The organism is Stenotrophomonas sp. YJH_SMC_6 (genome assembly GCF_059371335.1).
The window spans coordinates 48623-74477 of sequence record NZ_JCAFUM010000009.1 but is presented as its reverse complement, the minus strand read 5'-3'; the positions used below and the strand labels follow the sequence as shown (position 1 = coordinate 74477).

21 protein-coding genes are annotated in these 25855 nt (G+C 67.3%); 14 read left to right on the top strand and 7 right to left on the bottom strand.

Going from position 1 to position 25855, the window contains the following annotated elements:
• Positions 1 to 62: 62 nt before the first annotated feature.
• The gene (locus tag AC5P9N_RS11795) at positions 63 to 2015 is read right to left on the bottom strand and encodes an acetyl-CoA hydrolase/transferase C-terminal domain-containing protein (RefSeq protein WP_060381112.1); all 1953 of its coding nucleotides are present in this window, start codon (positions 2013 to 2015) and stop codon (positions 63 to 65) included.
• A gap of 34 nt (positions 2016 to 2049) precedes the next feature.
• Positions 2050 to 2607, bottom strand: coding sequence for a flavin reductase family protein (locus tag AC5P9N_RS11790; protein WP_060381111.1), 558 nt, complete (start codon positions 2605 to 2607; stop codon positions 2050 to 2052).
• A 118-nt stretch (positions 2608 to 2725) separates the two neighbouring features.
• Here AC5P9N_RS11790 and AC5P9N_RS11785 point away from each other — a divergent pair, with 118 nt between their 5' ends.
• Genes AC5P9N_RS11785 through AC5P9N_RS11775 form a run of 3 tightly spaced genes read left to right on the top strand, consistent with a single transcriptional unit; the run spans position 2726 to position 4840 of the window.
• Positions 2726 to 3091, top strand: a complete 366-nt coding sequence (locus AC5P9N_RS11785; RefSeq protein ID WP_049450457.1) for a BlaI/MecI/CopY family transcriptional regulator — start codon at positions 2726 to 2728, stop codon at positions 3089 to 3091.
• Positions 3084 to 4280, top strand: coding sequence for a M56 family metallopeptidase (locus AC5P9N_RS11780; protein WP_060381110.1), 1197 nt, complete (start codon positions 3084 to 3086; stop codon positions 4278 to 4280). Before AC5P9N_RS11785 ends, AC5P9N_RS11780 begins: the two co-directional genes overlap by 8 nt.
• Positions 4277 to 4840, top strand: coding sequence for a hypothetical protein (locus tag AC5P9N_RS11775; RefSeq protein ID WP_024958475.1), 564 nt, complete (start codon positions 4277 to 4279; stop codon positions 4838 to 4840). Before AC5P9N_RS11780 ends, AC5P9N_RS11775 begins: the two co-directional genes overlap by 4 nt.
• A 55-nt stretch (positions 4841 to 4895) precedes the next feature.
• On the opposite strand, the gene AC5P9N_RS11770 is transcribed toward AC5P9N_RS11775, so the two are convergent.
• From AC5P9N_RS11770 to AC5P9N_RS11760, 3 genes are all read right to left on the bottom strand, one after another.
• Positions 4896 to 5696 (bottom strand): MBL fold metallo-hydrolase, encoded by an 801-nt coding sequence (locus AC5P9N_RS11770; protein WP_043035653.1) that lies wholly within the window; start codon positions 5694 to 5696, stop codon positions 4896 to 4898.
• An 11-nt stretch (positions 5697 to 5707) separates the two neighbouring features.
• Positions 5708 to 6526, bottom strand: coding sequence for a S1/P1 nuclease (locus tag AC5P9N_RS11765; RefSeq protein WP_005410840.1), 819 nt, complete (start codon positions 6524 to 6526; stop codon positions 5708 to 5710).
• 231 nt (positions 6527 to 6757) lie between these two features.
• On the bottom strand, positions 6758 to 7387 hold the full coding sequence (locus AC5P9N_RS11760; RefSeq protein WP_005410839.1) for an OmpW/AlkL family protein: 630 nt from the start codon (positions 7385 to 7387) through the stop codon (positions 6758 to 6760).
• Positions 7388 to 7578: 191 nt separating this feature from the next.
• On the opposite strand from AC5P9N_RS11760, the gene gap reads away from it, so the two are divergent.
• The 8 genes from gap (at position 7579) to AC5P9N_RS11720 (ending at position 19454) form a co-directional block, all read left to right on the top strand.
• Positions 7579 to 8583, top strand: a complete 1005-nt coding sequence (gene gap / locus AC5P9N_RS11755) for a type I glyceraldehyde-3-phosphate dehydrogenase (RefSeq protein ID WP_005414333.1) — start codon at positions 7579 to 7581, stop codon at positions 8581 to 8583.
• A 125-nt stretch (positions 8584 to 8708) separates the two neighbouring features.
• The gene (locus AC5P9N_RS11750; protein ID WP_099484117.1) at positions 8709 to 11384 is read left to right on the top strand and encodes a DUF2339 domain-containing protein; all 2676 of its coding nucleotides are present in this window, start codon (positions 8709 to 8711) and stop codon (positions 11382 to 11384) included.
• On the top strand, positions 11381 to 12757 hold the full coding sequence (locus AC5P9N_RS11745) for a DUF3999 domain-containing protein (RefSeq protein ID WP_099484118.1): 1377 nt from the start codon (positions 11381 to 11383) through the stop codon (positions 12755 to 12757). The genes AC5P9N_RS11750 and AC5P9N_RS11745 overlap by 4 nt, the downstream gene beginning before the upstream one ends.
• A 712-nt stretch (positions 12758 to 13469) precedes the next feature.
• On the top strand, positions 13470 to 14645 hold the full coding sequence (locus AC5P9N_RS11740; protein ID WP_099484799.1) for a phosphoglycerate kinase: 1176 nt from the start codon (positions 13470 to 13472) through the stop codon (positions 14643 to 14645).
• Positions 14642 to 15295, top strand: a complete 654-nt coding sequence (locus tag AC5P9N_RS11735) for an HAD hydrolase-like protein (RefSeq protein ID WP_005410834.1) — start codon at positions 14642 to 14644, stop codon at positions 15293 to 15295. Before AC5P9N_RS11740 ends, AC5P9N_RS11735 begins: the two co-directional genes overlap by 4 nt.
• Positions 15296 to 15511: 216 nt before the next feature.
• On the top strand, positions 15512 to 16978 hold the full coding sequence (pyk, locus tag AC5P9N_RS11730; protein WP_005410833.1) for a pyruvate kinase: 1467 nt from the start codon (positions 15512 to 15514) through the stop codon (positions 16976 to 16978).
• A 196-nt stretch (positions 16979 to 17174) separates the two neighbouring features.
• A complete protein-coding gene (locus tag AC5P9N_RS11725; protein ID WP_005410832.1) occupies positions 17175 to 18179 on the top strand; it encodes a class I fructose-bisphosphate aldolase in 1005 nt (334 codons plus the stop codon).
• Between the two features lie 129 nt (positions 18180 to 18308).
• Positions 18309 to 19454: a hypothetical protein gene (locus tag AC5P9N_RS11720; protein WP_005414328.1), complete on the top strand. Its 1146-nt coding sequence runs from the start codon at positions 18309 to 18311 to the stop codon at positions 19452 to 19454.
• Between the two features lie 92 nt (positions 19455 to 19546).
• On the opposite strand, the gene AC5P9N_RS11715 is transcribed toward AC5P9N_RS11720, so the two are convergent.
• Both AC5P9N_RS11715 and cysK read right to left on the bottom strand, forming a co-directional pair.
• Entirely contained in the window at positions 19547 to 20146 is a 600-nt protein-coding gene (locus AC5P9N_RS11715) for an O-acetyl-ADP-ribose deacetylase (protein ID WP_049406609.1), read from the bottom strand.
• Between the two features lie 212 nt (positions 20147 to 20358).
• Positions 20359 to 21318, bottom strand: a complete 960-nt coding sequence (gene cysK, locus AC5P9N_RS11710; protein WP_005410829.1) for a cysteine synthase A — start codon at positions 21316 to 21318, stop codon at positions 20359 to 20361.
• Positions 21319 to 21525: 207 nt separating this feature from the next.
• On the opposite strand from cysK, the gene AC5P9N_RS11705 reads away from it, so the two are divergent.
• The 3 genes from AC5P9N_RS11705 (at position 21526) to AC5P9N_RS11695 (ending at position 25675) form a co-directional block, all read left to right on the top strand.
• Entirely contained in the window at positions 21526 to 22509 is a 984-nt protein-coding gene (locus AC5P9N_RS11705; protein ID WP_024958695.1) for a LysR family transcriptional regulator, read from the top strand.
• Between the two features lie 599 nt (positions 22510 to 23108).
• On the top strand, positions 23109 to 23540 hold the full coding sequence (locus tag AC5P9N_RS11700; RefSeq protein WP_099484800.1) for a DUF2946 domain-containing protein: 432 nt from the start codon (positions 23109 to 23111) through the stop codon (positions 23538 to 23540).
• Between the two features lie 71 nt (positions 23541 to 23611).
• Positions 23612 to 25675 (top strand): TonB-dependent copper receptor, encoded by a 2064-nt coding sequence (locus AC5P9N_RS11695; RefSeq protein WP_099498234.1) that lies wholly within the window; start codon positions 23612 to 23614, stop codon positions 25673 to 25675.
• The last annotated feature ends 180 nt before the right edge of the window (positions 25676 to 25855 follow it).

Here is a 25855-nt window from a genome sequence, read left to right as displayed (position 1 = left end):
AGGGGACGGAGGGGATTAAGTCGTTTGTGCACATGCGACTTAATCCCCTCCGTCCCCTTTTCTCAGGCGGTGCGCGCCAGTGCCAGCCGCAGGAGGCGCGCGTCCAGCCGTTCGGCGAAATCCTTCGGGGCCTGCAGGCCCATGCGCTGCAGGTACACCGCATCGCCGTCGCCGGCCGGTTGCCGCAGAGCCGCCCAGACCGTGCGCAGCTTGTCGCCGCGGGTCTGCGTGTTGGCCTTCAGCCAACCCAGCGCCTTCACCAGCACCTGCTCGACCTCGTTGAAGTCGCTGCCCAGCGGATAGTCCGGCAGGCTGCCGTCGGCGCGGAACGGTGCCAGTGCCGCGGCCAGTGCCTGCGGCGTATTGCGCTGCAGGCGCTGCGGGTCGGGCTGGGACGCCGCCAACAGCTTGCGCGAGGCCTGTGCCTGCTGCAGCAGGCCACCCTGGAACGGGGCCTCGGTGATCGCGGTCATCGCATGCACGCAGTCCTCGTCGGTCAGGCCGCGCAGATCGGCGATGCCGTATTCGTTGAGGTAGATGTCGCGCAGGTGGCGCGGGATGGTGGTGTGCCCGTAGTTCCAGCGCACGTTGGATTCGCGCTGGCCCTTGTCATCGCGCGCCGCGCGGAACATCAAGACGCTGCGCGCTTCCGGCAGGGCATGTGCCATCGCCACGAAGTTGTACTGGCCACCCACGCCGGACACCACACGTCCGTCGTCCAGCGCATCCGACACGGCCGCGCCCAGTGCAGTGGCCATCATGCAGGAGTTGAAGAAGCGCGCATGGCGGCGTTGCAGGCGCTCCAGCGTCTCGTTGCCGCCATACAGCTGGTTGATTTCGCTGATGCGGCGCATGCCGATCGCACGGCATTCGTCTTCCGGCAGCGTGCGCAGCCACTCGTAGAACTCCGGCGAGCCCAGGTAGAACGCGCCGTGCAGGTACTCGCCCTCGGCGGCCAGGGTGGCGTGGTCGATGGACAGCGTGCTGCCGTTCTCGATGCGCTGCATCAGCGCCAGGTCGTCGTGCACCTTGCGCTTGATCACCCCGGTCTGCACCAGCCGGCGGAAGCCTTCGTTGAGCATCTCGCTGCAGCCGTACAGGCCCACCTCGAACGGATCCAGTCCGCCGATCTCCTGCACCAGCGGGTGGCTGGCCAGGTGTGGATCCAGCGCATGCAGCACGCGGCGGTAGCGCGCGTTGTCGGTGTGGCGCAGCACCAGCGCATGGCTGAGCGCGTCGGCCAGCGTGCCGATGCCGATCTGCAGGGTGCCGCCGTCGCGCACCAGCGTGCTGGCGTACAGGCCGATGGCGTAGTCGGCATCGCCCACCGGCTGCCGCGGCAGCCCGAACAGCGCCGGGTGCGGCGGCGGCGGGGTGATCACCAGATCGAAGAACGACACATCGACCGTGGCCGAGCCGCCCATGTAAGGCAGCTGCGGATCGATCTCGGCGATCAGCAACGGGCGCGGCAGCCCGCGCGCGGTCATCGCATCCAGCGTGTCCTGGGTGATGTCGTTGTTGCACGACAGCGAAAGCCGGCGATCGTTCGGTCGCATCGCCACCTTCTGCACGATCACCTGCGGCGCGCGCTGCGCGACCGCATCGGCGGCGTGGGTGTAGTTCAGGCTGGTATAGCTGGATTGCGCCTGGCGCGAACCGAGCAGGGCGCCGGACTGCATGTAGAACTCTTCCACCTGCACATGTGCCGGCAGCGCATCGCGCGCGATCGCATCGGCATAGGCCAGGCGCGGGAAATCGTCGCCGAAATGGCGCTGCGCGAACGGCGCCATGAAGCGCGCTTCCAGGCCGTTGCCGCGCGCCTTCGGCGGGTTCAGCGACAGCGCGGTATACAGCTGCAGCGGTCGCGACGGATCGTGCTCGACGCGTGCATAAAGGGCATTGAGCAGCCGATGCGGCTTGCCCAGTGCCAGCGGTGCCCCGATCCGCAGCGGCCCGTCCACGCGCGCAAACAACCAGTCGACGGCGGCGTCCAGGTCGGTGAGGTGTTCGGTCATGCGCGGCGGTCCTGCGTGTGGGGGAGTGCTGGCATTACAGCATGTCGGGCTTGAACCGCCGTCGACGCGAGACTTCGGCGCCGGACACCATGAACTGGCCATCGCCGCGGTAATGCACCGTGCGCGGCAGTTTCGGCCGGGGCGCGACGTGGGCGCGAACGATTTCCCAGATGAACAGGTTGCTCGATTGCACCTGGCTGTCGTCGTAGAGTCGGCATTCGAAGCTCGAATGACATTGGCCGACCAGCGGCGCGCCGACCTCGCGCGCGGGCAGCGCATCGAGCTCGAAACGGGCGAACTTGTCGACCTCGCGGCCGCTGCAGTTGCCGATGTCCACCACGGTGTCGAGCAGCTCCACGCCGGGCACGTTGATCACGCATTCGCCGCTGCCACGGGCCAGCGCGTGGCTGTGGTTCGCGTCCCACAGGTAGGTGGCGACCAATGACGGCGAGAAGCCCATCACCATGTGCCAGCCCATCGTCATCAGGTTGCGCTGGCCACGCCAGGCGGTACTGACCAGCACGATCGGGCCAGGTTCGAGGAAGCGGCGGGCCTGCTCGACCGGGAAATCCTTCTTGGGCAGCGGCTTCATCCGGGGCCTGGGGCGGGAGGCATCGATGCTGGCGCAGCCAGGATGAACCTGGAGTCGAGGGGCTTGACAGGCGATTCGATTACGCGCGTAATCGGTTTATCGATTACGGACGTAAACCATGACTCCGATCAGCGAAGCCGAAGCCGTTGTGATGGAGGTGCTGTGGCAGCAGGCACCGCGTAGCGCCGATGAAGTGGTCGCCGCACTGGCCCACCGCGACTGGGCCGAACCGACCATCAAGACCCTGCTCAATCGTCTGCTGACCAAGGGCGCGATTGCTGCCGAGCGTGATGGCCGGCGCTACCTGTACCGGCCGCTGCTGCAGCGCCAGGCGTGGGTGGCGGCACAGAGCCAGGATTTCATCGGTCGTGTCTTTGAAGGGCGCGTGGCGCCGCTGGTCGCGCACTTCAGCGAGCGCGGCCAGTTGAGCGCGCAGGACATCACCGAACTGAAGAAACTGATCCAGGAGCTGGACCATGACTGAGCTGCTCAACGGAGTGTGGCAGGCCAGCCTGTGGTTGGCGGTGGGCGCGGTCCTGCTGGCGGTGATGCGGCCGCTGCTGGTGCGATTGGGGGGCGCTGGTCTGGCATACCGCAGCTGGTGGCTGCTGCCGATGCTGCTGCTGGCACTGATGCTGCCGTTGCCGCAGGTTGCGTTGTTGCAGCAGGTACCCACGCTGCCGCTGAAAGTGCTGCCGGGTGCCGTGGATGGACTGAGCGGGCAGTCGCTGCCATGGGCACCCCTGCTGCTGGCATGGGCGCTGGGCATGGGCCTCTGCCTGCTGCGCGACCTGCGTGCGCAGCGCCGTTTCGAACGGCGCATGGGTCCACTGACGCCGCGCACCGATGGCAGCTGGCAGGCCAGCGCCGACCCGGGCCTGCCAGCGCTGGTTGGCCTGTGGCGGCCGCGCATCGTGGTCGGCCCTGACTTCGACCAGCACTTCAGTGCACAGGAACAGCACCTGATCGTGCAGCACGAGCGCAGCCACCGTCGCAATGGCGACCACTGGGCCAACGGCGCGCTGTTGCTGGTGCGCGCGGTGTTCTGGTTCCACCCGCTGCTGCCCTGGGCCGCACGCCGCTTCCTGCGCGACCAGGAACTGGCCTGCGATGCCCGCACCATCGGCCCGCAGCCTGCGCTGCGCGGCCTCTACGCCAGCACGCTGCTGAAGGCGCAGCTGGTCCACCCGGTTGCGCCCGCGGTCTGCCATTGGCGCAGCCAACCCGTGTTGAAGGAGCGCATCGCCATGTTGAAGCAGTCCAAGCGGAAGGCATTGCCGTGGGTGTCGGGACAGGTACTGGTGGTCGGGGTGTGCCTGGGGATGGGAGCGGTGGCGTGGGCCAGCCAGGGCGGAGGCGCGGGAGGCGCGGCAGGGGCCGTCATGGATCGGGAGATCCAGGTCGACAAGATGCCGCCGCCGTCCTATCCGAAATCTGCGGTCGAGCAGCGCCAGGTGGGCGTGGTGAACCTGCGCGTGGAAGTGGATGCCCAAGGCCATCCCACCGACGTCCAGGTGCTCAGCGCCACCAATCCGGGGGTGTTCGATGCTGTCTCGATTGCTGCGGCGCGCAGCTGGACCTATCGGCCCGCAGTGAAGAACGGCAAGCCGGTGGCCGGTGCCGTGCGCGTCCCGATTACCTACGCCATGGATGACACCGAGGACACGAAGTGAAGCGAGCGCCGCTGCTGATGATGGCGGTGCTGCTGGCGGGATGTGCAACCCAGGATCGCCTGACCACCGCCGATACCCGCAGCGAGAATGTGGGTCACCAGCGCCTGCGACCCGATGCGGGGGGAGGGACCGGCCAGATCCAGCCCTACGCGCTGGCCGCCAGCGAAGGCTACCGCATGCCACAACTGCATACGGCACCGGACCCGGTGGTGGGCGAGCGTGATCCACGCACCTCGCTGCCGCCGACTACGGTCTGCCTGCAGGTGGTGGTGGATGCGCAGGGCAGCGTTGAGCGCAGCATTCCGCTGACCGACCGCAGCGAATGCAGTGCGGGTGAGGCACCGGAGAATGCGCCCTTGCTGCAGGCAGCGCAGGAGGCGGTTGCCATGTGGAAGTACTCGTCCGCCGCAGTCTGTCACTTCGCGGCAGGCAAAGTGCCGGCTGATCGCGGCGACTGCCGCAGTGCCGAGCGGGTCGAACCGGTGGCCGTCACCCTGCAGTACGCCTTCACCTTCGAGGTCGTGAAGGGCCGGCAGACGGTCCGCACGCAGGGAAAATGATCGCGCGTGATGCCGGGTGGCGCCGGGCCATGCCCGGCCAGTACAGCGGCGTCGATCAGGCCCCGCCCTGGATGTTGGCCTTCACTGCGGGCTGCATCAGTTTCGGTTCTTCCAGCGTGGCATCGCGGGCCTGTCGCACGCTGACGAACTCCGCCTCGGCTACGCCGTCATGCACGTGGATGTTGTGCGCGCGCTGTTCGCCGATGGTGGTTTCGTTGGCGAAACTGCGTCCACCCGGGCCGTAGTCGTGGCAGACGAACACGCGCGTTGCATCGGGCAGGGCCAGCAGGCGCTGGATCGAGCGGTACAGCTGCGCGGCATCACCACCGGGGAAGTCACAGCGGGCGGTGCCGCCATCGGGCATGAACAGCGAGTCGCCGGTGAACAGCGCATCGTCGATCAGGTAGGCGATGCTGTCGCTGGTATGGCCGGGCACGGCGATCACCTGGCAGCGCAGTTCGCCCAGAGCGAAGGTTTCGCCGTCGCTGAACAGGTGATCGAAGATTTCATCTGCGGCAGGAAGCTGCAGGCCATAGCGTGGTGCAAACGTTGCCTGTACCGCGCGGATGCCTTCGCCGATGGCCAGCGTGGCCTGCGGGAAACGATGCTTCAGGCGGCGCCCGGCCGACACATGGTCAGCGTGGGCATGGGTTTCCAGCAGCCAGCGCAGCTGCAGGCGGTGTTGCTCGATGGCCTGCAACGCGGCATGCAGCGGCGCTTCACTGCTGGCGTCGGTATCCGGGTCGTAGTCCAGGACCGGGTCGATCAGCGCTGCCTCGCCACTGGCCGGGTCGCTGACCAGGTAGCTGAAGGTATTGCTGTCACGGTGGAAGAACGACTGCACCTGGACCGACATTGGAACCCTCCTCAGCGCGCGCCGAGCACGCGGTTCAGCAACTGCGCCAGGTTCTCGCCGGCCAGTCGCAGCTGCGCTTCGGCCAGCGGCCGGTAGCGCTCGGTGTATTCGTCACCGATTTTACGCGTGGCCGGATAAACGCCAGCTTGCATGGAAATGCGGCAGCTGGCCTCGGCCCACGTCTGCGGGTCGCGCTGCGGGTTGGACTGGCGCGCCAGCTTCGGCGCGCGCTGGCTCTGCAGCAGCGGCAGGTAGCCCGCGTCGTCCAGCTTGCGGGTGTTGAGCATGCCGCTGTCCCACAGCGAGTGCAGGTTGGTACCGCGGTTGCCGAACTGCAGCTGGAAATCGTTGCCGCCCTTGTCGTGCGCGTAACCGGCGTGCATCGGCTGATGGATGTCGCCGACCAGGTGCACGACGAACTTCAGCGCCTGCAGACGCTCGCCATCGGTCAGGCTGCGGTCGCCGAGGATGGTGCTCTGTGCCTTCAGGGCCTCGACGATACAGTTGCCGTTCCTGCAGTGCTTCGGTGCTTCGTAATGGCAATTGTCTTCGGCGATGTTGACGTAGTGCCAGCCGGCCGAACGACGGCCCAGGCCCGGATCCTTGGCGCGCAACTGGTCGGCCCAGGGCGCGATGCTGGCCAGCGTGGCGTCCGGTTCGGTGGCCAGCAGGCGATCCACTTCGGCACGGGCGGTGGGATTGAGGCGGGCGTCGGCGACTTCGGCGACAAGGCGGTGGCCTTGCGCGCCCCAGGCATGGGCCGGGGCGGAAGCGGACAGCAGGGCCGGCGCCAGGGCGGCGGCGAGGAACAGGGAATGCAGGGCTTTCATGTGCACATTCTAGCGGGGTAGGTGGATTGAAGAGCGGCGCGTTCCTGTTCCGAAGCGGGAGCGCAGCGGGAGGCGCGGCGTGTCCCGGCTCTGCTCCCCGCCTCGCCCCAGCTCCGGAACCGCTTCTGTCCCAGGCACAAAAAAGCCCCGGCAATCACCGGGGCAACATGCTGCGAGGGTTTTGCGTATGGCGGGGGAGCGGGGGCGAAGCCCCCGCGCCCAACACACCGCTTAGAACTTGAAGACGTACGAAGCGCCGTAGACCAGCGGATCGATGTTGACCGTGCCGATCTTCTCGCCGTTCAACTTCACCTTGCTGTCGATGTCGATCCAGCGCATGTCCACACGCAGGGCGCCCTTCTCGCCGATCGCGAAGTCGATGCCCGCATGCGCGGCCAGACCCCACGAATCCTGCAGCTTCAGCTTGCTGCCGGCCAGCGCACCGGTGGTGTCTTCGCTGAAGAAGGTCGTGTAGTTCACGCCCGCGCCGACGAACGGCGAGACCTTGCCCTTGCTGTTGAAGTGGTACTGCAGGGTCACCACCGGCGGCAACTGCTTGGTGCTGCCGACGCGGCCGAGGCCATTGATGTTGATGTCGTGCTTGAACGGCAGCGCGGCCAGCACTTCGATGCCCAGGTTGTCGGCAATGAAGTACTCGCCGGTGATGGTCGGCTTGACGTCGTTGTCGACGTCGACCTTCAGCGTGTGGCCGGCCAGCCAGCCGTTGTTCGACTTCGGCGCCACCTGGTGGACGCCGGCCGAGACGGTCCAGTCGCCCTTTGACTGGGCCATGGCCGGGGCGGCGGCGAGGGACAGGGCGGCAGCCAGGCCGGCCAGGATCAGGGGGGAGGTCTTGCGCATGGGGGTGATCTCGTTGCTGGGTGGATGGCGACAGTCTCGGCCTCACGCCGTGCTAACGCTTTGATCCGGATCAAATCCTGTCCGCCGGCCCTCTGGCCCGGGCGCTGGCCCACGGTGGCCAGCCCCGGTTTGCTAGACTTGTGGGCCCTATCCATCCCGCCGCACCCGTAGCGGCCGCAGGAGCTTGAGAAATGGCAATCAAGGTTGGTATCAACGGTTTCGGTCGCATCGGGCGTAACGTCCTGCGCTCGGCGGTGCTGAACTTCGGCGACGACATCGAAATCGTGGCCATCAACGATCTGCTGGAGCCGGACTACCTGGCGTACATGCTCAAGTACGACTCCGTGCACGGCCGCTTCAAGGCCGACGTGGCGGTGCAGGGCAACGACCTGCTGGTCAACGGCAAGAAGATCCGCCTGACCCAGGAACGCGACCCGGCCAACCTGAAGTGGGATGAAGTCGGTGCCGACGTGGTGCTGGAAGCCACCGGCCTGTTCCTGACCAAGGAAACCGCGCAGAAGCACATCGATGCCGGCGCCAAGAAGGTCATCATGTCGGCGCCGTCGAAGGACGACACGCCGATGTTCGTCTACGGCGTGAACGACAAGACCTACGCCGGCCAGGCGATCATTTCCAACGCCTCGTGCACCACCAACTGCCTGGCCCCGCTGGCCAAGGTCATCAATGACAAGTGGGGCATCAAGCGCGGCCTGATGACCACCGTGCATGCGGCAACCGCCACCCAGAAGACCGTCGATGGCCCGTCCAACAAGGACTGGCGCGGTGGCCGTGGCATCCTGGAGAACATCATCCCGTCGTCCACCGGTGCGGCCAAGGCCGTCGGCGTGGTCATCCCGGAACTGAACAAGAAGCTGACCGGCATGAGCTTCCGCGTCCCGACCTCGGACGTGTCGGTGGTCGACCTGACCGTCGAACTGGAAAAGGAAGCCACCTACGCCGAGATCTGCGCGGAAGTGAAGGCACAGAGCGAAGGCCCGCTGAAGGGCATCCTGGGCTACACCGAAGACAAGGTGGTGGCCACCGATTTCCGCGGCGAAACCTGCACTTCGGTGTTCGACGCCGACGCTGGTATCGCCCTGGACGGCACCTTCGTCAAGCTGGTCACCTGGTACGACAACGAGTGGGGCTACTCGAACAAGTGCCTGGAAATGGCCAAGGTCATCGCCGCCAAGTAAGGCCGGCGAAGATCGCACACGGACCCCGGCCTGGCCGGGGTTCGTCGTTTATGGGGCCGGCCCTGTCGTAGCATGGGCCGGTCGACCGCTGCCGATGGGGCGCGGGAACGCTATGGAAGCACGCAATGGAAGCACTGATTGCCCTGGTCGTACTGGTCCTGCTGGCCATCCCGCTGCTGCTGGTGGTGGCGCTGGTGATGATTGCCGGCCTGCGCCGCCGCGTCGCCGCGCTGGAAAGCGCCATGGCTGCCGCGCCGGTCGCCGCCATGCACGCGCCTGAACGGCCTGCGGCCCCCCCTGTGGCCAGTGCCGATCCACGGTTCCTGCGGCCGGTGGCGGCTGCTGCACCGCCTCCGCCTCCGCCTCAGCCTCCGCCTCAGCCAACGCCGGTGCGCGAAGCGGTGCCTGCGGCAACGGAGGCGCCGCGCCCGATCGCACCACCGCCGGTGCCACCCGCGCCGATGCAGCCACCGTTGCCTTCCGGACCGGCGCTGCCGAACTTCATCGAGCGCGGCAGTGGCGCGGTCAAGCGCTGGTTCACCGAGGGCAACGTGCCGGTGAAGATCGGCATGCTGGTGCTGCTGGCCGGTGTCGCTGCGCTGCTGAAGTACGTCAGCGACCAGGGCTGGCTGGTGCTGCCGATCGAGCTGCGCCTGGCCGGTGTCACCGTCGGTGCACTGGGCCTGCTGGCGTTCGGCTGGCACCAGCGCGAGCGCCGGCGCCTGTTTGCGCTGGCCTTGCAGGGCGGTGCCATCGGCGTGCTGCTGTTGACCATCTTCGCGGCCTTCAAGCGTTTCGAGCTGATTCCGCCGGGCTTCGCCTTCGTCAGCTCCATTGCACTGGTGGCCGCGCTGTGCGTGCTGGCGGTGGTGCAGAACTCGCGTACGCTGGCGGTGCTGGGCATCCTCGCCGGCTTCATGGCACCGCTGTGGCTGTCCACCGGCAGCGGCAACCACGTGGGGTTGTTCAGCTACTACGCCGTGCTCAACGCCGGCATCTTCGCCATTGCCTGGTTCCGACCGTGGCGCGCGCTGAACCTGCTGGGCTTCGCCTTCACCTTCGGTATCGGCACGTTCTGGGGCGTGCTGCAGTACGCGCCTGACAAGTTCAGCAGCACCGAGCCGTTCCTGCTGCTGTTCTTCGCCTTCTACCTGCTGATCCCGTTGCTCTACGCACGCCGGCAGCCCGCCGGGCAGCGTGACCTGGTCGATGGCAGCCTGGTGTTCGGTACGCCGTTGGTCGCGTTCTCGTTGCAGGCGGGGATGCTGTACCAGCAGCCGATGACGCTGGCGCTGTGCGCACTTGGCCTGGCCGCGATCTACGCGGCGCTGGCGTGGGCGTTGATCAGGCGCGCGTCGTACACCGTGCTGGCGCAGTCGCACGCGGTGCTGGCGGTGGGCTTTGCCACGCTGGCGGTGCCGCTGGCCTTGTCGGCGCGGGCCACCGGCGCGGTGTTCGCGCTGGAAGGCGCCGGACTGGCCTGGTTGGGCCTGCGCCAGAAGCGCTGGCTGCCGCAGGTGTCCGGCGCGCTGCTGCAGATGGGCGCTGCGTTCGCCTTCGTGGCCGGTGGCGATCACTGGCATGAGGACCTGCGCTTCCTGATCAATCCGACTGCCATCGGGGCGCTGCTGCTGGCCCTGGCCGGCTTCGCGTCGGCCTGGAGCTACCAGCGCAGGTCACGCCACGAGATCGCCCTGGTCTACTACCTGTGGGGCCTGCTGTGGTGGCTGGGCGGCATGGTGCATGAGATCACCCGCTTCTTCCCGTACCGCACCGAAGTGGACGCGTTGCTGGTGCTGGCCGCCGTCACTGCCTGGCTGGCCGCCGAAATGCAGCGCCGTCAGCCGGCACGCGCACTGGGCGTGACCGCGCTGGCCATGCTGGCGCTGGGCTTCCCGCTGGCGCTGATGCAGAGCGACGCGCACCATCAGCCGTTCGCCGGCTACGGTGCGCTGGCCTGGGCGGTGTTCGCGGTGATGGGCGTGCGCACGCTGCTCTGCCTGCGCCAGGGGGGCGACAGCGTGGCGCGCATCGCGCAGTTCCTGTGGTGGCTGTTGTGGCCGTCTCTGCTTTCGCTGCTGGCCCTGTGGGGCGGTGGCGAGGCCGGTCTGGCACAGGGCTGGACCACGTTGCTGGTGACGGTGCCGTGGCTGTTGATGGCGGCGCTGTCGCTGTGGCGCTGGAATGCGCTGCGCTGGCCGCTGGGTGCAGCGTTCGATCGCGTGCGCCAGCCGCTGCAGTGCGTGCTGTTCGGCCTGTTGTCGATCGGCTGGCTGTTCGGACAGCTGCTGCCGGGCGATGCTGCGCCGCTGCTCTGGCTGCCGGTATTGAATCCGGCCGAGCTCGGACAGTGGCTGAGCCTGTTGCTGCTTGCACGCTGGCTGTACAGCGATCAGGCGCCGAAGACCCTGTCGGGAATCCGCATGCCGCTGCTGTCACTGGCAACGTTCGTCGCGCTGACCAGCGTGGTGCTGCATGGCGTGCATCAGTGGGGCGGCCTGTCGTGGAGTGCGTCGATGATGCGTTCCAGCCTGGCGCAGACCAGCCTGACCGTGCTGTGGAGCGTGCTCGGCGTGATTGCCTGGGTGTGGGGATCGCGCCGTGGCCAGCGCGTGTTGTGGATGGTCGGTGCCGTGCTGATGGGCGTGGTGCTGGCCAAGCTGGTCATCGTCGATCGCCAGCACCTGGGCAACCTGCTGGGCATCGCATCGTTCATCGCCTACGGCCTGCTGTGCACGGTCGTGGGTTATCTGGCACCGGCACCGCCCAGCGCGGCGCCGTCCGTGGAGGAAAAACAATGAGGAAGTGGAGCAGGGCGCTGCTGCCGGCGATGTTCGGCATGCTGGCCGCCGTCGCGGTGCAGGCCGCCGACTACCGCACGCAGTACGCCGAGCAGTGGCCGTTGACGCTGTCCAGCGCACAGTCCGGTGCGTACAGGGTGGTTCTGGAGCCGGCGATCTATCGCCGTGCAGGTGCCGCAGACCTGGGTGACCTGCAGGTGTTCAACGCCGCCGGCCAATCGTTGCCATCGGCATTGCTGGCGCCGGACCAGCCGCTGGCACAGCCGCCGGTGCAGCGTGAGCTGCCGTGGTTCGCGCTGCCGCCGCTGGCCGAAGCACAGCGCAACGATCTGCAGTTGCTGACCGAGCGCGATACCGATGGCCGTGTCCGTCGCGTCGAAGCACGCGTGAGCGGCGGTGCGGCAGCGAACGGGCAGGGTGGTTGGCTGATCGATGCCAGCGTGCTCGGCCAGCAACCGTTGGCGGCACTGGTGCTGGACTGGGCTGACAGCGGACAGCCGTTGCAGGCGCAGGTGCAGCTGGATGCCAGCGACGACCTGCAGCACTGGCGTCCGATCGGGCGTGACATCCCGCTGGTCGACCTGCAGAGTGCTGGCAAGCGCCTGCTGCAGCGCCGCCTGCAGGTGGACGGCGAGGCGCGCTATCTGCGCGTGCTGGCGCAGGGCGATGCGCGCCTGCCGACGCTGCGCAGCGTGCTGGCCGAGCTGCCGCCGGCGCCGGCCACGCTGCCGTGGGAGTGGCTGTCGCTGGAACCGACCTCGAAGGGCAAGGGTGAATACACCTTCGAACTCGACGGCCGTTTCCCGGTAGCGCGCGCGGATGTGGCCAGCGCCGACAACAGCCTGGTGCAGTGGACGTTGTTCAGCCGCGATGACGAGAGTGCGGAATGGCAGCGCCGCAGTGCGCCATGGATCGCGTACCAACTGCAGCAGGGCGCGCAGGGCCAGCGCCAGCAATCAGCGGCCCAGCCGCTGGGGGGCGTGCATCGTGACCGCTACTGGAAGCTGGTGGCGAACCCGGCGGAAACTGCGACCGCACCGACCCTGCGCTTGGGCTACCAGCCGGAAGTACTGGTGTTCCTGAGCCAGGGGGCAGCACCGTATGCACTGGCAGTGGGCAGCGCGACCGCGCGCCGCATGGAAGCGCCGATTGGTGTGTTGATCGAGGAACTGCGGCAGCGCAATGATCCGTCGTGGCAGCCGACGCTGGCGCGCCTGGAGGGCAGCCCGGAGCCGCTGGCCGGTGACGCGGCGCTGAAGCCGCAGCACGATTGGAAGGCGTGGTTGCTGTGGGCGTTGCTGGGGCTGGGTGTGTTGGTTGTTGGCGGCCTGGCGGTCAGCCTGCTTCGGCAGAAGCCGGCGCCTTCGGAATAGGGTCCAGCGAACGGCGGAGCCCCTCGTGGGTGGGGGGGGGGGCGTGCAAAGCAAAAGCAGCGCTTGGCCGGGCGGGGCGGGTTCGCGGGGGACGCCGCAAGTACGTCCTTGTAGGCTTGGCAGCCGCATCCATGCGGCTGACACCCCCGCGAACCCACCCCGCCCGGCCTCTGACAGTTTCCGGTTGCTTCCACCCACGGAAGAGAAAGAAGAAGAGCAAGAGCAAAGCAGCTTCGCTGGGCGCTTCTTGTAGAGCCGAGCCCACGCTCGGCTGCTCTCCGCGAAATCTCCAGCCGAGCATGGGCTCGGCTCTACAGAACAGCGGGGCCCTCGGGGTCAGATCCGTTTTCCGCAGGAAAACGGATCTGACCCCTTCTTTCTCCATCCGACATCAGAAACCGCTCTTGCCTTTGCCATCCGCTCCGTCACATGAACCTGTCGAGGCCGGGGCGGTGTGGGTTGGCAGGGGTGTCAGCCGCATGGATGCGGCTGCCAAGCCTCCATGGACGGATTCACGGCGCCCCCTGCCAGCCCACACCGCCCCGGCCCACCCCCAGCATCATGAAGCGTCAGCGCTTTGGCAGTTGCTGTTGCCGTTGCTGTTGCTGTGCGCCTCTGCCTGCCGCAGGCATCGACCCTCCCACCACCCGCACCCGATACAATGGCCGTCTGCCGTACCCCGGCATCCCGTCCCCGAGCCAAAGAGTTGCCCATGTCCATCGTCCGCATGACCGACCTCGACCTCTCCGGCAAGCGCGTGCTGATCCGCCAGGATCTGAACGTGCCGATCGAGAATGGCCGCATCACTTCCGAACAGCGCATCACCGCTTCGCTGCCGACGCTCAAGCGCGCGCTGGAGCAGGGCGCGGCGGTGATGGTCACCTCGCACCTGGGGCGCCCGAAGGAAGGTGTGTGGAGCGAAGCCGATTCGCTGGCGCCGGTGGCCCAGCGCCTGTCCGAGCTGCTCGGTCGCGAGGTTCCGCTGGTGCGCGACTGGGTCGACGGTGTAGAGGTCCAGCCGGGCCAGCTGGTGCTGCTGGAAAACTGCCGCATGAACGTCGGCGAGGGCAAGGACGATGAAGCCCTGTCGAAAAAGTACGCCGCCCTGTGCGATGTGTTCGTGATGGACGCCTTCGGCACCGCGCACCGTGCGCAGGCCTCCACACACGGTGTCATCCGCTTCGCCCCGGTTGCTGCCGGTGGCCCGCTGCTGATGGCCGAACTGGACGCGCTGGCGCAGGCGCTGGATGCGCCGGCCAAGCCGCTGCTGGCCATCGTCGCCGGCAGCAAGGTCAGCACCAAGCTGGAACTGCTGGCCAACCTGGTCGGCAAGGTCGACCAGCTGATCGTCGGTGGTGGCATCGCCAACACCTTCATCGCTGCCGCCGGCTACAACGTCGGCAAGTCGCTGTACGAGCCGGACCTGCTGGACACCGCGAAGAAGATCGTGGCCGATGCCAAGGCGCGCGGCGCCGACATCCCGCTGCCGGTGGACGTGGTGACCGCCAAGCAGTTCATGCCCGACGCGGTCGCCGAGGTGAAGGTGGTCGACGCCGTTGCCGAAGATGATCTGATCCTGGACATCGGCCCGCAGACCGCGGCGCAGTACGCGCAGCTGATCGAGAAGGCTGGCACCGTGGTCTGGAACGGCCCGGTCGGTGTGTTCGAGTTCGAAGCCTTCAGCAAGGGCACCGAAGCGCTGGCCCGCGCCATCGCCAGCTCCAAGGCGTTCTCCATCGCCGGTGGCGGCGACACCCTGGCGGCGGTCGACAAGTTCGATATCGCCCAGCAGGTCAGCTACATCTCCACCGGCGGCGGCGCGTTCCTGGAGTTCCTGGAGGGCAAGACCCTGCCGGCGGTGGCCGCACTCGACGCGCGCGGCGCATGAGTGCCGGGCACGGCAAGGATGTCCTGTTCTTCGACCTGGACGGCACGCTGATCGACTCGCAGGTGGGCATCACCGCCTGCATCGCCTATGCGCTGCAGAAGATGGACCATCCGGTGCCGCCGCAGGAGACGCTGCTGGGCTGGATCGGTCCTTCGCTGCGTACCACCTTCACGCCACTGTTCGTCGAACCAGCGCGGGTGGAGCAGGCGGTGGGCTATTACCGCGAGCGCTTCGATGCCGAAGGCTGGCGCGAACACACGGTGTACCCGCAGGTGGAAGACACCCTGCGCACGCTGCATGGCCGAGGCCACCGCCTGGCGGTGGTCACCGCCAAGAACGAGCCGCATGCGCGCCGCATCCTTGCGCACCTGCCGTTTGGCGGGCTGTTCGAGGAGATCGTCGGTTCGACCCTGGACGGCTCGCGCAGCCACAAGCCCGAGCTGGTCGGGGAGGCACTGCGCCGCCTGCAGCTGCAGCCCGCACAGTGCTGGATGATCGGCGACCGCCGCATGGACATCGAGGGCGCACGCCACCACGGCCTGCGCAGCGTGGGTGTGCTGTGGGGCTTTGGCGGTGAAGCCGAACTGACCGAAGCCGGTGCGGGCCAGCTGGCTCGCGAGCCGGCACAGCTGACGACGCTGTTGGCCTAGCCACCCCGCCTGGAGAGCTGGCCCCACGCTCGGCTGATTGCGGCCCACGGTGCAGCCGGGCATGGCCCGGCTCTACAGAACACCCTGCGCCAGCGTATGTCCGGGTGATGTCCGTTCCATGACCCGCGAAGTCAGGCAGCACAAGGCTGTAACCGTATACATGCGGCGTGAAGGATGTGCTAATTTCCGTTCTTTATCGGGAGAGGCCCATTCACCATGTTCGAGCGTCAGCGTCGCACCAAGATCCTTGCCACCCTCGGTCCGGCCACTGATCCGCCGGGCGTGCTGGAGGATCTGTTCCGCGCCGGCGTCAACGTGGTGCGCCTCAACTTCAGCCATGGTGACCCGTCCGGCCAGGCCAAGCGTGCCGCCGAAGTGCGTGCCGCCGCCGCCCGCGTCGGCGTGGAAGTGGGCATCCTGGCCGACCTGCCGGGCCCGAAGATCCGCATCGAGCGCTTCGCAGAAGGCAAGGTGCAGCTGAAGGCGGGCAACCGCTTCGACCTGATCGCCAGCACCAGCGCCGGCCCGGGTGATGCCACCCAGGTGGGTGTGAGCTACCTCGGCCTGCCGCAGGACGTGGGTCCGGGCGACGTCCTGCTGCTCGACGACGGCCTGATGCAGCTGCAGGTGGTGGAGGTGCAGGGCGAACGCATCATCAATACCGTACTGAACGACGGTGTGCTGTCCGACCGCAAGGGCCTGAACAAGCAGGGCGGCGGCCTCTCGCTGGGCGCGCTGACCGAGCGCGACAAGGAGCTGATCGGCATCGTCGCCAAGATCGGTGTCGACTTCATCGCCGTGTCGTTCTGCCGCAACGCGCAGGACATGAACGATGCGCGTGACATCGCCCGCTCGCATGGCTGTGATGCTGCACTGGTGTCGAAGATCGAGCGCACCGAGGCCATCGAGAACCTGGAAGAAATCGTCGAGGCCAGCGACGTGGTGATGGTCGCCCGTGGCGACCTTGGCGTGGAGATCGGCGATGCCGAACTGCCGGGCCTGCAGAAGAAGATCATCAAGGCCTCGCTGGCACAGAACAAGGTGGTGATCACCGCCACGCAGATGCTGCAGTCGATGGTGGAAAGCCCGATTCCGACCCGTGCCGAAGTGCTGGACGTGGCCAACTCGGTCATCGACGGCACCGATGCGGTGATGCTGTCGGCCGAGACCGCTGCAGGTGCCTGGCCGGTCAAGGCGGTCGAAGCAATGGCGCGCATCTGCCTGGGGGCCGAGCGCCAGTTCCAGACCGAGACCGACTTCAACGCTTCGCCGCGCAACCTCGAGCGTGCCGACCAGGCCATTGCCATGGCCACCATGTTCCTGTCCCAGCACGTGGGCGTGCGCGCGATCGTGGCAATGACCGAGTCCGGTGGCACCGCGCGTTACCTGTCGCGTTTCCGCGCCAAGGCGCCGGTGTTCGCGGTGACCCGCCATGACGGCGCGCGCCGGCAGATGGCGCTGATGCGCGATGTGTTCCCGATCAACTTCGACAGCCGCGGCCTGACCCCGCGCGAAGCCGCGCGCGGCAGCATCCGCCTGCTGGTGGAAGCCGAACTGCTGCAGGCCGGCGACCGCGTCGTGTTCACCAGCGGCGAGCACATGGAAACCCACGGTGCCACCAATACCCTGCGCCTGCTGGAAGTGGGTGAAGACGGCCGCGCCATTGGGCTGGGCGATCTGTAAACCCAGTCGGCCTCGGGTCGGAGCCGCTGCGCGGATCCGACCCGGGGTCAGATCCCCAAAGAGGCTCTGACCCCATGCCGCAGGACATCCCTTGTCCTGCGCGGACATTGGAATCGTTTCCATCCTGGCCTCGACACCGGGGCAACGGGCAGCGGGGCTATACTTACGTTTTTCCCGCACCCGCCACAGGAAATACATGAGCATCGAACAGCTGGCCGAAACCGCCCAGGCCATGGTCGCCCCGGGCAAGGGCATCATCGCGATCGACGAATCCACCGCTACCATCGCCAAGCGTTTCGCCGGCGTCGGTATCGAGAACACCGAGGAGAACCGTCGTGCCTACCGCGAGCTGCTGCTGACCACGCCGAAGCTCAACGAGCACATTTCCGGCGCCATCCTGTACGACGAAACCATCCGCCAGTCGACCAGGGACGGCGTGCCGTTCGCCAAGTACATGGCCGACCACGGCATGATTCCGGGCATCAAGGTGGACAAGGGTGCGCACCCGCTGGCCGGCTGCCCGGGCGAGCTGGTCACCGAAGGCCTGGACGGCCTGCGCGAGCGCCTGCAGGAGTACTACAAGCTGGGTGCGCGCTTCGCCAAGTGGCGTGCGGTCATCAACATCGGCGAGAGCATTCCGTCGGGCACCTGCATCGAGTCCAACGCCCATGCGCTGGCCCGTTATGCGGCCCTGTGCCAGGAATGCGGCCTGGTGCCGATGGTCGAGCCGGAAGTGATCATGGACGGCGACCACGACATCGAGACCTGCTACGAAGTCACCGAAGCCACCCTGCGTTCGCTGTTCGACGCGCTGTACCAGCAGAACGTACTGCTGGAAGGCACCATCCTGAAGGCGTCCATGGTCATCTCCGGCAAGAACTGCGATGAGCAGGCCGACGTCGAGGAAGTGGCCGAGTCGACCGTGATGTGCCTGAAGAGCACCGTGCCGGCCATCCTGCCGGGCGTGGTGTTCCTGTCCGGTGGCCAGAGCGACGAGCAGTCCACCGAGCACCTGAACGCGATGAACCAGCTGGGCAACCTGCCGTGGCCGCTGAGCTTCTCCTACGGCCGCGCCATGCAGCAGGCCGCGCTGAAGCTGTGGGCCAAGGACATGAAGGGCAACTACGCAGCCGCCCAGAAGACCGTGTACGAGCGTGCCAAGGACAACGGCCTGGCTGCGCTGGGCAAGTGGAACGGTTGATCCGTCCCATCGCTGGATGAACAAGGCAGCGCCGGCATCACGCCGGCGTTTGCTTTTGCGGGTATCTTTTCCGCCCCCGCGTGCCCGGCCGGTACGCGGGAACCACATGGAAGGCCAAGGAGAAACAACATGCGTTTGGCAGCAATCACACTGGCCGTAGCCACGGTCCTGGTCGCCGGCGGGTGCAACCGCATCGGCGGCGGCGCAGAGGCAGGCAAGGCCGCGTCGCTCGATTTCGACAAGCCGGTGTCCGGCGAGATCACCTCGCGCAGCGGCATCAACTTCAATGATGGCAGCCATCACCAGCTCTACCAGATCAAGCTGGAAGACAAGGACCTGGTCGGCCTGAAGCTCACTGGTGCCCTCAGCGGCTCGATCGCCGTGTTCAACAACGGCAGTCTTGTTTCCACCAGCAACACCGGTTACGAACGCGAAGGCGACGTCTCGCTGGCGTTCCGTGCCAATGGCGGCGGCACCTACCAGGTGGCGGTCAATGCCGATGGCCCGACCGCCTTTGGTCCGTATCGCCTGCGAGCCGAGAAGCTGAAACCTTACGACGGCAAGCCGCTGGCGGGCAGTGGCGAAATCGTGGACATGCTGGCCAGTGATTCGCAGGACTACACCCTGCAGGTGGACAAGGCCGGCCTTTACGAAATCCGCCTGGTGTCGGATGTCTTCGATCCGGTGCTGAAGCTGTCGGGCCAGGGCGTTGAAGCCGAAAACGACGATGGCAACGACAGCACCAACTCGCGGCTGACCCTGTCGCTGAAGCCGGGCAAGTACACCCTGACCGCGCGCGGCCTCGGCAGCGGTGTCAATGGCATGTTCACCCTGTCTGCCTCCCGCATCGAACTGCCGGGGAATCTGGTCGAGCGCGATGGCACCGCCCTGCCGAAGTCGGGCAGCGTGTACACCATGCTGGACAACGAAGGCCGTCGCCGCTTCCTGCTGACCCTGGACCGGCCGGCCGACGTGCGCCTGGATGCGATTTCCAGCCAGGTCGATACCGTGCTGCGCGTGGTCGGTGGCGATGTCGAGCTGACCGACGACGACGGTGGCAACGGTACCAACTCGCGCCTGGAAGAGACTCTGCCGGCCGGTCATTACACCGTCGACGTGTCCAGCCTGAACAATGGCGCAGGCATGGTCGAGGTGCGCGTGCAGGTGGAAGGGGCCAGCGCCGATGGCGCTGCCGCCTCGGCTGCACGTGCCGCTGCCGACGCGGCAGCCGCCGTGGCCGATGACGCCGCTGCGGTGGAAGCTGCCAGTCGTTGAGCGTGATCCACGCCACGCGTGGATGACATCAACGGTGCAACTGAGAAGGCCGGGCAATGCCCGGCCTTTTCCTTTCCACGCTGCGTCGCGATTCAATGCGCGGCGGCAAAACCCGCGTCACCCAAGGGCGGCAGCATCGACCCGCGCGGTTCGCTGTCGGCGCTTTGCCCGGCGGCACTCAACGCCTGCTGGTAGGCCTTGGCCGTAGCGGTATTGAACGCCACCAGCACGATGCGCATCGGTTGCGCGTGGCTGCGCTGCCAGGCCAGTGTTTCGGTCACTGCGATCTGCGCGGCCTGGTACAGCGGATAGCCGTATACGCCGCAGCTGATGGCTGGGAATGCGATCGACTGCACGCCCAGCGATTCGGCCAGCTGCAGCGACTTCCAGTAGCAGTTGGCGAGCAACGCCGGTTCATCGCGCTGGCCGTCGTGCCAGACCGGGCCCACCGTGTGCAGTACGTAGCGTGCAGGCAAAGCGTAAGCGCTGGTGGCGCGCACTTCGCCGGTCGGGCAACGTACGCCCGGGCGCAGCTCCGGCAGCTGCGCGCATTCGGCCAGCAACGCGGGCCCGGCCGCACGATGGATCGCGCCGTCGACACCGCCACCACCGAGCAGCGTTTCATTGGCCGCGTTGACGATCGCATCCACCGCCAGGGTCGTGATGTCGCCCTGCCAAACTTCGATCTTCATGCGTCCGTCTCCTGCCTGTGAGGTGATCCGCGCAGCATCTGCGCCGGCTGTTCCCACGGTAGGGGACAGGGCATCGATACTGCGTCATGACCGTCTCACGCGCTGCGATCCGACGGCCTTCACGCACGATGGCGGGCGACGCCTTCATGCAGGCTGAAGCAGAAGGGGGTCGGAGCCCTTTCCCTGCGGAAAAGGGATCCGACCCCGGGGTGTTACGGCAGGCCGGCCAGCCAGTCGTCGTCAGAACCCTCGTTCACATCGGCAAACAGCGGCGTGGAGAAGTAGCGTTCACCGGTGTCCGGCAGCATCGCCAGGATCACTGAACCCGGTTCGGCACGTGCGGCCACGTCCAGTGCGCTGGCCACGGTAGCGCCGGCGGAGATGCCGACGAAGATGCCTTCCTCGGCGGCCAGTCGGCGCGCGGTGGCGATCGCGCGGTCATCTTCCACCGTCAGCAGTTCATCCACCACATCACGGTTGAGCACGTCGGGCACGAAGTCCGGGGTCCAGCCCTGGATCTTGTGCGGCTTCCAGTCATCGCCCTTCAGCAGTGCGGCGCCGGCTGGCTCGGTGGCGATGATGCGGGTCTGCGGACGCGCGACCTTCAGCACTTCGCCCACGCCGGTGAGCGTGCCGCCCGTGCCCCAGCCGCTGACGAAGTAGTCCAGCCGCTTGCCGGCGAAGTCGCGCAGGATCTCGGCGGCGGTGGTGTTGCGGTGATACGCCGGATTGGCCGGGTTGGCGAACTGGCTGGCCAGGAACCAGCCGTGCTGCTCGGCCAGTTCGCGCGCCTTGCGCACCATGCCGCTGCCGCGTTCGGCGGCCGGGGTCAGGATCACCTTGGCGCCATAGGCGCGCATCAGCTTGCGGCGCTCCACCGAGAAGGTCTCGACCATGGTCGCCACGAACTTGTAGCCGCGCGCGGCGGCGACCATCGCCAGCGCCACGCCGGTGTTGCCAGAAGTGGCTTCGACGATGGTGTCGCCCGGCTTGAGCAGGCCACGTGCTTCGGCGTCGAGGATGATCGCCAGCGCCAGGCGGTCCTTGACCGAGCCGCCCGGGTTGAACGACTCGACCTTGGCGTAGACGCTGACCTGCGGCGGCGCCAGGCGCTGCAGCTTGACGATGGGGGTGTTGCCGACGGTATCGAGGATGGAGTCGTACAGGGCCATGGAAGCGCTCCGGAAACAGGGCCGCGCCGGACGCCGGCGGGCAGAAGGGGAGGGCTGGCTGTTCAGGCCAGCGGCTGCCGGCTGACCGTAGCGCCGGCATATGACGCCCGGAAATGACCAGATACCTTTCTTAAACAACCTTTGGTTATAAGCTGGTGACGGCAATTGACCCTAGAGTGGACCTCCGCCCCACGCCGCCCGCCTCCCATGACGCTGACCCAGCTGCGCTACCTGGTCGCCATCGCCGACGCCGAGCTGAACATCACGCTGGCCGCCTCGCGCGTGCACGCCACCCAGCCCGGCTTGTCCAAGCAGCTCAAGCAGCTGGAAGACGAGCTCGGCTTCCTGTTGTTCGTGCGCAAGGGTCGCAGCCTGGAGTCGGTCACCCCGGCCGGCACCGAGGTCATCGCCCGCGCCCGCGCGGTGCTGGCCGAGGCCAACAACATCCGCACCTACGCGGCCAACCAGCGCCGCGAGAGCCAGGGCCAGCTGATCCTGACCACCACCCACACCCAGGCGCGCTTCGTGCTGCCGCCGGCGGTGGCAGCGATCAAGCAGGCCTATCCCCAGGTGAGCGTGCACCTGCAGCAGGCCGGTGAAACCGACGCGCTGGACCGCTTGAATCAGGGTGACGCGGATATCGCCATCATCAGCACCGCCGGCAGTGAGCCCACCGATGGCATCGCAGTGCCGCTGTTCCGCTGGCGACGCCTGGTGGTGGTACCCAAGGGGCACCCGCTGGACCGCGCCGGCCGCGCACCGGACCTGGCCGCGTTGGCCCGGCAGCCGCTGATCAGCTACGAATCCTCGACCCGCCCGAATTCCTCGTTGCAGCGCGCCTTCGCTGCAAACGGCCTGGCGCCGGACCTGGCGCTGACCGCGCTCGATGCGGACCTGATCAAGACCTATGTGCGTACCGGTCTGGGCGTAGGCCTGCTGGCCGAGATGGCGGTCAGTTCCAACGACGAAGACTTGCGCTCGTGGCCGGCGCCGGACCCGATCAGCGAGTGCATTGCCTGGGCGGTGTTGCCGCGCGACCGGGTGCTGCGCGATTACGCGCTGGAGCTGGTGCACGTGCTGGCACCGCAGATTGATCCGCGCGATCTGCGCAGGGTGCTGGATGGCAACCAGGCCGCCGCGTGGCCGGTGCCCCCGACGTGGGAGTCATTGACCCAGACCATCACGGTGTGAGGGGGGGGGCGAGCAGGGCTTGCAGCCCTGCACCTGCTGCGGACAAAGGCAACAGCAACAGCAGAAGCGGCATTCCGTGGGTTGGCGGGGCGGTGTCGGAGTGCGGGGACGCTGCAAGTACGTCCCTGTAAGCTTGGCAGCCGCATCCATGCGGCTGACACCCCGCACTCCGACACCGCCCCACCTCTGACAGATTCCGGCGGCTGTCGGTAGGTGTCGACCTTGGTCGACACGATAGATCCACGCCATGCGTGGATGCTTTTCGATTCCAGTTCGAAATATTCGATTCCGATGGAGATTCATCCACGCATGGCGTGGATCTACAGCAGATCGCGAGAATCTGTCGATGGCGGGGTGGGTCCGGTTGCGGGGGCGTGAGCCGCATGGATGCGGCGACCGAGCTTACATGGACGTACTTGCAGCGCCCCCCGCAACCGGACCCACCCCGCCTAACTCACAGGAAGCCAGCTTTTGATGTTGCTTCGGCTCTTGCTGTTGCTCCAGCTCGCAGCGGGTGCAGGGCGCAGCCCTGCCGATAAACCCCCTCCTGCGACGGTTCGTCGCACGGGTAACCCAGGACCCGCCTCTACACTAGCGGGGTGACCCGCCTGTCCCGCCCGCAGCGTCTTCTGCTCCAGCTCGCCATCCTGGCGACGCTGCTGATGGTGCTTGCGCCGCTGGTCAGCCGCGCGCTGCAGGCGCCGCCGATGGACCACACCGCAATGGCGGGCATGGACCACGCCGCCATGGGTCACGACATGCATGACATGGCCATGGCCGGGCACGATCAGCACGGCGCCGCGCCGGCAGCGCCCAGCCCCGCGGCCGATCCCCACGCCATGCATGGCGAAGCCTGCGAATACTGCGTACTGGCCATGCGCCTGCTGCCATGGCTGGCGGTGCTGGTGCTGCTGTTGCCGCTGCTGTGGCGGCCGCGCCTGGTGTTCCCGTGGTCGCAACGGGTGCTGCCCGCACCGCACTGGCCCGCACATGCCGCACGTGGGCCACCGCGCGTCTCCATCGTCCGCTGATATCCCCGTGAATCTGCCGCACGACGCCTGACCGGGCGCCGTGCGCGCGTGCGTACCTTGGAGCTGTTCCGATGAAAATGACTTCCCGCCCCGCGGGCGCCTGCGCGCGCCTGCCGGTTGCCCTTGGCCTGGCCGTGGCCACGTCACTGGCCTACGCTGCGCCCGCCGAAGAGGCGCGCACCCTCGACACGATGGTGGTCACCGCCGCCGCACCGTCCTCGCCGCTGCACTGGGTGACCGATCCGCGCCTGCCGCGGCAGCCGGTGCCGGCCAGTGATGGTGCCGATTACCTGAAAACCGTTCCCGGCTTCTCTGCCATCCGCAATGGCGGCACCAACGGCGACCCGGTGCTGCGCGGCATGTTCGGTTCGCGCCTGAACATCCTCAGCAACGACGGCAACCTGATCGGTGCCTGCCCGTCGCGCATGGACAATCCGCTCTCCTACATCGCGCCGGAGAGCTTCGACCGGTTGACCATCATCAAGGGCCCGCAGAGCGTGCGCTGGGGCGCAGGTGCCTCGGCCGGTACCGTGCGCTTCGAGCGCGACACGCCGCGCTTCGATGAACCCGGCCTGCGTGCCGATGCCAGTGCGCTGGTCGGTTCGCGCAACCGCAATGACCAGGTGCTGGACCTGACCCTGGGCAACCCGACCGGCTACGTGCGTGCCAGCGGCAACCGCTCCGAAGCCGATGACTACAAGGACGGCCACGGTGACGTGGTGCCGTCGAAGTGGCGCAAGTGGAACGGTGACGTGGCCATCGGCTGGACGCCGGATGCCGACACGCTGCTGGAGATTTCCGCCGGTGCCGGCGATGCCATCGCGCGTTACGCCGGGCGCGGCATGGACGGTGCCGCGTTCGAACGCACCAGCTATGCCGCGCGCTTCGAAAAACGAAACCTGCCCGGTGCGTGGGACACGTTGCAGGCCAACGTGTACTACAACGAAGCCGACCACGTGATGGACAACTACACGCTGCGCACGCCGAATCCCAACAGCATGATGCCGATGCCGATGGCGTCTAACGTGGACCGCCGTACCCAGGGCGGCCGGGTCAGTTCCGAGTGGCGTTGGCAGGATGTGCAGCTGGTGGCGGGTGTGGATGGCGAAGACAGCCGCCACCGCGGCCGCATGGGCATGGGCCGCGATACCTACCGGCAGGCGGCGTGGGAGACTGATGCCAACTTCCGTCGCTATGGCGTGTTCAGCGAACTGACCCTGGGCGCCGGCACCGACCAGCGCTGGATCAGTGGCCTGCGCATCGACCGCGCCAGCGTCCGCGATGAGCGGCAATCGATCCGCGGAATGATGGGGAACAGGCCCAATCCGACTGCGGGCCAGCGTCGCAAGGAATGGCTCGGCAGTGGATTCCTGCGTTACGAGCAGGACCTGGCCGACGGCCTGACCTGGTACGCCGGGCTCGGCCACAGTGAACGCATGCCCGACTACTGGGAGCTGTTCTCGCCCAACCATGGCCCGGCCGGCGCAGTGAACGCGTTCACCGGCGTGCAGCCCGAACGCACCACCCAGCTCGACGTCGGCCTGCAGTACAAGGGACCGCGCGTGCAGACGTGGGTTTCGGCGTACGCCGGGCAGATCCAGGACTACATCCTGTTCACGTACCACGGCAGCGGCATGATGGGCATGAGCCAGGCCCGCAATGTCGACGCGCGCATCGCCGGTGCCGAGGCGGGCCTGGAAGTGAGCCTGGCCGGGCAGTGGAAGCTGGGCGGCACGCTGGCCTATGCCTGGGGCGAGAACCGCGACCAGCAGCGTCCGCTGCCGCAGATGCCACCACTGGAAGCACGCCTGAGCGCGAACTGGGAAGGCCAGCGCTGGAGTGCCGGGGCACTGCTGCGTGCGGTGACCCACCAGCACCGCGTGGCCGAGGGCCAGGGCAACGTGGTCGCACAGGACCTCGGGCCGAGTGCAGGTTTCGCCACGTTCGCGCTCAACGCCGCGTACCGTTTCAGTTCGCAGCTGCAGCTCAGCGCGGGCGTCGACAACCTGTTCGACCGCGCCTACAGCGAGCACCTGAACCTGGCCGGCAGTGCCGACTTCGGCTTCCCGGCCGACCCGGTGCGCATCAACGAGCCCGGGCGCAGCCTGTGGATGAAGGTGAACTACCGGTACTGATCCGCCGGGTGAAAAAAAACCGGGGCCGGATCCCCGCCAGGATCCGTCCCCGCCCGACGCCCTCTGTCGGGCAGCTTCGACTCTACGATGGCAACGCCCGTGGTGCACGGCTGGATACAACCCGACACACGCCGACACCGCCAAGGGCAGCCTTGCACGGAACGGGTTCAAGGCGCTATC